This window comes from Pseudomonas sp. CM27 (assembly GCF_013179515.1).
Classification (GTDB): domain Bacteria; phylum Pseudomonadota; class Gammaproteobacteria; order Pseudomonadales; family Pseudomonadaceae; genus Aquipseudomonas.
Window position 1 is genome coordinate 1 of record NZ_JABMCN010000426.1, and the last position, 1694, is coordinate 1694.

General features: G+C 64.3%; 2 protein-coding genes and 2 pseudogenes. All 4 read left to right on the forward strand.

Features of this window, described 5'->3' with window-relative positions:
- Positions 1 to 100, forward strand: a pseudogene (locus HP547_RS28625) (sulfurtransferase complex subunit TusB); the annotation flags it as partial.
- Positions 97 to 432: a TusE/DsrC/DsvC family sulfur relay protein gene (locus HP547_RS28630; RefSeq protein WP_172218700.1), complete on the forward strand. Its 336-nt coding sequence runs from the start codon at positions 97 to 99 to the stop codon at positions 430 to 432. The pseudogene HP547_RS28625 and the gene HP547_RS28630, both read left to right, overlap by 4 nt.
- Positions 429 to 1430 (forward strand): glycosyl transferase family protein, encoded by a 1002-nt coding sequence (locus HP547_RS28635; RefSeq protein ID WP_172288861.1) that lies wholly within the window; start codon positions 429 to 431, stop codon positions 1428 to 1430. The genes HP547_RS28630 and HP547_RS28635 overlap by 4 nt, the downstream gene beginning before the upstream one ends.
- Positions 1431 to 1524: 94 nt before the next feature.
- Positions 1525 to 1694: pseudogene (locus tag HP547_RS28640) on the forward strand (glutathione S-transferase family protein); the annotation flags it as partial.

Consider the following 1694-nt stretch of genomic DNA (forward strand, 5'->3'; position numbering starts at 1 on the left):
CCAGGCCCGTGCGGTCGGCAATGACCTGGCCAAGGCCGTGGACTACGCCGGGTTCGTCGAACTGTCGCTGCACTACGACAAGGTCAACAGCTGGTTATGAGCACACTCGACGTAGGCGATCAGGCGATCGCCCTGGACAAGGACGGCTTTCTGGTCGACCTGGAAGACTGGTCCCCCGCCGCCGCCGAAGCGCTGGCCGCGCGGGAGCACATTGCACTGACTGCGGACCACTGGGAAATCCTCGAGCTGCTGCGTCAGTTCTACCAGGAATACCAGCTGTCCCCGGCCACTCGCCCGCTGATCAAGTACACGGCCCTGAAGCTGGGCCCGGAAAAGGGCAACAGCCCGCACCTGAACCGCCTGTTCAACGGCACTCCCGCCAAACTCGCCGCCAAACTGGCGGGCCTGCCCAAGCCGACCAACTGCATATGAACGAACCACGCCCGCTTACCCTGGAAACTCCGGCCGAACACCCGTTTGCCGAATTTGTGCGCATTCTTGGCAAAGGCAAGCGCGGCGCGCGCGGCCTGACCCGCGAGGAGGCCCGCAGCGCCATGACCTTGCTGCTGGAAGGCAAAGTCGAGGATGCCCAGCTCGGTGCCTTCCTGATGCTGCTGCGGCACAAAGAGGAGAGCGCCGAGGAACTGGCCGGTTTCACCGAAGCGCTGCGTACACACCTGCAGGCCCCGGCCATCGCCGCGGACCTGGACTGGCCAACCTACGCCGGCAAGAAGCGCCACCTGCCCTGGTACCTGCTGTCGGCCAAATGCCTGGCCAGCAACGGCGTGCGCATCCTGATGCACGGCGGCGGTGCCCACACCGCCGGGCGCATGTACACCGAGCAGTTGCTTGGCCTGCTGCAAATCCCGCTGTGTCGCGACTGGGCTGCCGTCGACAACGCCCTCGACCAGCACCAGCTGGCGTTCTTCCCGCTGCAAGACTGGGCGCCACAGTTGCAGCGCATGATCGACCTGCGCAACACCCTCGGCCTGCGCTCACCCATCCACTCGCTGGCCCGGGTGCTCAACCCGCTGGGCGCACGCTGCGGCCTGCAGAGCATCTTCCACCCGGGTTACCAGGCAGTGCACCGTGAGGCCAGCCGCCTACTGGGCGACCATGCCGTGGTGATCAAGGGTGATGGCGGCGAGATCGAGGTGAACCCGGATGTCATCAGCCACCTTTACGGCACCACCGCGGGCGAAGCATGGGACGAAGAGTGGCCGGCGTTGAGCGAGCGCCGCCACGTGAAACCGCCGAGTCTGCAACCCGAGCATCTGCTCGCGTTCTGGCGCGGTGAGGTCGAAGACAGCTACGCCGACAAGGCCGTGATCGCTACCATGGCCCTTGCCATGCGAGGGCTGGGGCAGGATCGGGAACAGGCGTTCGAGACCGCATGCAGCTACTGGAGCGGCCGAAACCGATCGATTTAACCGATCATAACCCCCGAGTCTTTGCGCTATTTGTTCGAACGATTTGGCCTAGACTGGGCTCCAACGACAAACAACTTTGTTCCAGGAGCTCAGCATGGGCCTTTTGATCGACGGTCGCTGGCATGACCAGTGGTATGAAAACGGCAAGGACGGCACGTTCAAACGCGAAAACGCCCAGCGCCGCAATTCGCTCCCCGCTCCCGAGGCGGGCCGTTATCACCTGTATGTGTCGCTGGCCTGCCCATGGGCTCACCGCACCCTGAT